This window comes from Rhodococcus aetherivorans (genome assembly GCF_011058165.1).
Classification (GTDB): domain Bacteria; phylum Actinomycetota; class Actinomycetes; order Mycobacteriales; family Mycobacteriaceae; genus Rhodococcus; species Rhodococcus aetherivorans.
On the sequence record NZ_JAALEG010000159.1, the window covers coordinates 1 to 4,818 of the forward strand.

Consider the following 4,818-nt stretch of genomic DNA (forward strand, 5'->3'; position numbering starts at 1 on the left):
CCCGGACACACCGGCCTCCGCCGCTGTACCTCCCTCCCTGGCCCGACGCCTCGTCGCCGAGGCCCTCGACCTGGCCCTGCTCGCCGTTCCCGCCGGCCCGTAATGTAATGGTTAGGCTTACCTAACCACAGCAGCTCGCCGATCAGGAGGTGTGGATGACAACCCTGCTGCCACCCCGATCCACCGCAGCGCAGGTCCGCGCGTTCGTGGACACGGACGCCCGCCTGCGCCTGCTGACGCCGCACGCCCCGCGCGTCTACGCCGTCGCCCGCATCGACGACGAGCCGCGCCGCCGCTGGTGGCGGCTCGCCGACGCCGAGCGGGACCGGCGGATCGCGCTGCTCCACGCCCGCGCGCTCGAGGACGTCGCCGACCCGCGGATCGCCGCCGACCAGGTGGCCGGCGCCCTCGTCCACGTCGTCGCGGGCCGGGTGCTCGCCCCCTACCTGCTCGAGGCACGCTGCTGGGACCCCGGACTCGACAACCTGTGGATCCACCAGGACAGCGACGGAGGCATCGACTGGGCCGCGGTCGCCGACGACACCCTGCGCGTGTTGCCCGACGACCCCGCGGCCGCCGACGACACGGTCGTCGTGCTGCCGTGCGAGGAGGCGCTCGCGCGGTGGACCGCCCACCGGGCCGGCACCGCGCTGCATGCCGCGCACGCCTCGCTGGCACTGTGCGCCCCCACCGACGCGCTGCGGTTCTGGTCCCTCCTGGGCCGCGCCGTCGTGGCGGGTGCGGCCCAGATTCCCCTGCTGGCCGGCACCTCTCGCTCCGTCGCGGCGCGTCGCGGCCAGCTTCTGCTGGATGCGTTCCTGACGCTGGGCCTGCCGGTCCGAGGGCTTGCCAAATTAGGCAAGCCTTCCCTATAGTCGAGAGTGTTGCGACCGCCGGACCGCGCCGGAGTCCTGAGGGCTGCAGAGACTCCCGGTCCTTCCCGCGGCGGGCCTCGCGTCCACGACGCGAGGCCCGCCGGCTCGTCCCGGCACTGCGTGCCACCGGCGATGTCCTAGCATCCCTTCCAGACCCGGCGACCGCCGCCGGGCCCGCGCCAGGGAGCTGGCACGACCCGGACGGAGTGACACATGACCGATCTGCCCACGCAGGAGCACCTGACCGACCCCGCGGCCGTCACCGAACAGCACAACAACGGCTTCGGCTCCGTCCTCGGCCTCGAGTTCACCGAACTCGGCCCGGACCGGGTCCGCGCGCACTGGACCGTCACCCCGACCCAGCACCAGCCGTTCGGCATCGTCCACGGCGGCGTCTACTGCGCGGTCGTCGAGTCCGTCGCCAGCTTTGCCGGCAGCATCTGGCTCGGCGACCGCGGCAAGGTGGTGGGGGTCAACAACAACACCGACTTCATCCGCGCCACCCGCGAGGGTGTGCTCACCGCCACCGCCACCCCCATCCAGCGCGGGCGCAGCCAGCAGCTGTGGCAGGTCGCCATCACCGACGAACAGGACCGCACCGTCGCCCACGGGCAGGTGCGCCTCGCCAACATCCTCGATCCCGACGCCCTGGGGGGCTGACCACAGCGGTGGGGGCCACCGGAACCGGCCTCAGCCCGCGGCGCGGCGGCGGCCGTGTCTCAGCCCGCGGCGCGGCGGCTGCCGCGTTCGGTCTCCTCGGTGTGCCGCTGCAGCCGATCGATCGCGTTGCGGGCGAACACCTGCTGCTCCGTCGAGGCCATCTCGTTGCGGCCCCGGGTCAGGAACGTCGTGGCCCACGACAGCAGGGTCGACAGCTTGTTCGAGAATCCCACCAGGTACAGCAGGTGGATCCCCAGCCAGGCCACCCAGCCGACGAACCCGCTGATCTCGAGCTTGCCGACCTTCGCGACCGCGCTGAACCGGCTGATCGTGGCCATCGAACCCTTGTCGAAGTACTTGAACGGCTTGCGTTCGGCCGGACTGTGACCGGACAGGCCCGCCACGATCTGCCGCGCCGCGTACTTACCGCCCTGCATCGCCACCTGCGCCAGGCCGGGCAGCTTGTCCAACGACATCATGTCGCCGATGACGAACACGTTCGGGTGACCGGGCAGCGACAGGTCCGGATTCACCTGGACCCGGCCCGCCCGGTCGACCTCGGCGCCGGACTGCTCGGCGAGCTGCCGGCCCAGCGGGCTCGCCGACACGCCCGCCGACCACACCTTGCACTGCGATTCGATCCGGCGCTCGGTGCCGTCCTTCTCCCTGATCGTCAGGCCCGTCGCATCCACGTCGGTGACCATCGCGTTGAGCTGGATCTCCACGCCGAGCTTCTCGAGGGTCTGACGGGCCTTGGCGCTGAGCTTGCCCCCGTACACCGGCAGCACGTCCGGTGCCCCGTCGAGCAGCACCACCCGCGCCGACGACGGATCGATGGTGCGGAACGCGCCCCGGAGCGTGTGATGGGACAGCTCCGCGATCTGCCCGGCGAGTTCCACCCCCGTGGGGCCCGCCCCGACCACCACGAACGTGAGCAGCCGCCGCTGCTCGGCCGGATCCTCGGACAGTTCCGCCTGCTCGAACGCCCCGAGGATCCGGCCGCGCAGCTCGAGCGCGTCGTCGATCGTCTTCATGCCGGGCGCGAACTCGGCGAACTGGTCGTTGCCGAAATACGACTGCCCGGCACCGGCGGCGACGATCAGGCTGTCGAACGGCGTCACCGTCTCGTGCTCGAGGAACCGGGACGTGACGGTCTGCTGCGTCAGATCGATCGACTCGACGTCGCCGAGCAGCACCTGCGCGTTCTTCTGCTTGCGCAGCACCAGGCGGGTCGGGGGCGCGATGTCGCCCACCGACAGGATGCCCGTCGCCACCTGGTACAGCAGCGGCTGGAAGAGGTGGTGCGTGGTCCGAGCGACGACGGTGACGTCCACGTCGGCACGTGCGAGGGCCTTGGTGGCGAACAGGCCCCCGAATCCGGATCCGATCACCACGACATGGTGACGACGTGGCTCAACCGACTGGATGCTCATTCCGTGCTCCTCGATGTCTCGGGTCGACCGGGCAACCGGTGGCGGGACGAGCGACGGGGCTCCCGCGCCGCCCCCAGTCTGTCAGCAATACCCGCTCACCACAGGCTTACGCGTCCGCCACCGGCCGGCCCCCGCGCGCCGGGCCTCACTCGCGCCGGTCGAGCAGCCCGTAGACCGGATTGTGCCGCGCGGCGTGCCGGACCGCGTCGTCCGTCGCCGACGTATAGATCTGCACGGTCTGCAGCGACCGGTGTCCGAGCAACTGCTGCAGTTCCACCATCGTCGCGCCGCCGTCGGCCAGACTGGTGGCGAAGGTGTGCCGCAGCGCGTGCGCGAGGGCGCCCCGCTTGCGCTCACCCTCGATGCCCGCCATCCGGTACATCCGCCGCACCCGGTACTGCAGCGTGCCGCGGGTGATGCGCCGGCCGTCGGCGCCGACGAACAACGGATCGGACGGGGGATAGCGCTCCCACACCGCCGGCGTCTCGTCGTCGCCGCGCCGGGACCGCTGGGACGGGGGGAACCGCGTGTAGCGCTCCTCGAGGTACCCGGAGACGATCGCCGTCCAGCTCTCCTCGAGCGGAATCCGCCGTTCCACCGATCCCTTGCCCATCACCCGCAGCACGGGCGCCTCGGTGCCGCCGAGAACGCTGCCGAGATCGAGGCGGATCAGCTCCTCCGAGCGGATGCCGGTCAGCAACAGGGTCGCGATGAGCGCCAGATCGCGCTGAGGCCACTCCCGGCCCGAGGCGGCGGGGCGCTGCGCCTCGACGGTGAGGGTGTCGACGAGTTGACCGATCGCCTTGGGCGTGAACGACTTCGGGGTGTGCTGCGGCCGCTTCGGCTGGGCGATCGACGCCATCGGGTTGCCCTCCGACACCCCCTCGGAGACGAGGAAGTTGCAGAAGCTGTTCCACACCGACCAGGCCCGCCGCACCGACGCCGGTTGCCGCTCCCGCGCGAACGCGGCGAACGCCGAGCGCATCGCCCGGATCGTGATGTCCTGCACGCACAGGTCCTTCGGGGCGACCGAGAGCTTGACGCCGAGTTCCTCGCACACCGCCTGCAGATCCAGTCGGTACGCCTTGACGGTGTGCGCCGACCGCTTCGCCGTCTGCAACGTCTCGAGATACGCGGCGACCCAGTCCAGCAACCCCGGATCCACCCGGCTCGTCATGCCCCTCCTCACGTACCGGTCGTACACCTGTGCGATACCAGTGTGACATCCGGGACCGACGGGAACGGTGTGACAACAGGAAAGGGGAGTGGGGACCCGAGGCGGGGCGCGGGTGCCGGACTCCTATCGGGGCACGGACCTGCCGAGCCGGTGCGGTCCCGGCCCCTGCGCTCCCAGCACGTCGCCGGGGTTGGCCAGCGGACACGAGGCCAGGCTCAGGCAGCCGCAACCGATGCAGTCGGTGAAACTGTCCCGCAGGGCGGTGAGCGCCTCGATCCGCTCGGTGAGCCGGTCGTGCCACTGCCGCGACAGCCGGGCCCAGTCCGCGGCGGTGGGCACCCGGCTGTCCGGCAACGAATCGAGCGCCTCCCGGATCTCGTCGAGGGAGACTCCGACGCCCTGGGCGACCCGGATGAACGCCAGGCGACGCAGCGTGTCGCGCCGGTAGGTGCGCCGGTTCCCGGAGGTGCGCCTGCTGTCGATCAGGCCGCGGGCCTCGTAGTAGTGCAGCGCGGACACCGCCACCCCGGAGCGGGCGGACAGCTCGCCCGGGGTCAACCACACGCTCGGCCGCATCGACGTCCCTCCCGTACCCCGGGCCGGCCCGGCGGAACCGACCATACCTGTCGAACCCGAATCTACGTCGACGCGGAAGGGGGTGCCGTGCGGGGAG

The 4,818-nt window shown here is 71.5% G+C and carries 5 protein-coding genes; 2 read left to right on the forward strand and 3 right to left on the reverse strand.

Going from position 1 to position 4,818, the window contains the following annotated elements:
• Positions 1-155: 155 nt before the first annotated feature.
• The gene (locus G6039_RS29555) at positions 156-875 is read left to right on the forward strand and encodes a hypothetical protein (protein WP_006936805.1); all 720 of its coding nucleotides are present in this window, start codon (positions 156-158) and stop codon (positions 873-875) included.
• Between the two features lie 213 nt (positions 876-1,088).
• Positions 1,089-1,535 carry a PaaI family thioesterase gene (locus G6039_RS29560; protein ID WP_006936807.1) on the forward strand — a complete coding sequence of 149 codons (447 nt, stop codon included), beginning with the start codon at positions 1,089-1,091 and terminating at the stop codon, positions 1,533-1,535.
• A gap of 59 nt (positions 1,536-1,594) precedes the next feature.
• Here the strand turns inward: G6039_RS29560 and G6039_RS29565 are convergent, their stop codons facing one another.
• From G6039_RS29565 to soxR, 3 genes are all read right to left on the reverse strand, one after another.
• Complete coding sequence (locus tag G6039_RS29565; RefSeq protein WP_029543811.1) at positions 1,595-2,968, reverse strand: NAD(P)/FAD-dependent oxidoreductase; 1,374 nt, start codon at positions 2,966-2,968, stop codon at positions 1,595-1,597.
• A 145-nt stretch (positions 2,969-3,113) separates the two neighbouring features.
• Entirely contained in the window at positions 3,114-4,145 is a 1,032-nt protein-coding gene (locus G6039_RS29570; protein ID WP_029543809.1) for a tyrosine-type recombinase/integrase, read from the reverse strand.
• A 123-nt stretch (positions 4,146-4,268) separates the two neighbouring features.
• The gene (soxR, locus tag G6039_RS29575; protein WP_006936821.1) at positions 4,269-4,721 is read right to left on the reverse strand and encodes a redox-sensitive transcriptional activator SoxR; all 453 of its coding nucleotides are present in this window, start codon (positions 4,719-4,721) and stop codon (positions 4,269-4,271) included.
• Between the last annotated feature and the right edge of the window lie 97 nt (positions 4,722-4,818).